The 263-nt window shown below is 53.2% G+C and carries 1 protein-coding gene; it reads right to left on the bottom strand.

Annotated elements, in window-relative coordinates:
• On the bottom strand, positions 1-263 hold a 263-nt coding region (locus tag V5P19_RS23800; RefSeq protein WP_334408021.1), incomplete at both ends, for a tripartite tricarboxylate transporter substrate-binding protein.

Here is a 263-nt window from a genome sequence, read left to right as displayed (position 1 = left end):
TCCTGGAATGCAGGCTCTTCAGCCGTCTCTTTTGCTGCCTTTGCCAGAACATCCACCACATCCTGCGGCGTTTTTTGCGACACAATCAGGCCGCGCCAGGTGCCGATGGAGAGATCAACGCCTTTCTCTTTTAACGTCGGGACGTCAGGCATGGTTTCCATTCGCTCATCCGCCATCACTACCAGTGTCTTCAGCTTGCCGCCTTTCACATGATTGATAACTTCACCTGGGCTTACGGAAACCGCTTCAATATGCCCGCCTAA

Source organism: Enterobacter sp. UNJFSC 003 (assembly GCF_036903355.1).
In the GTDB taxonomy this organism is placed as follows: Bacteria; Pseudomonadota; Gammaproteobacteria; order Enterobacterales; family Enterobacteriaceae; genus Enterobacter.
Note: the sequence above shows the minus strand (reverse complement) of the source record. Positions and strands in the feature narration are given on the sequence as shown.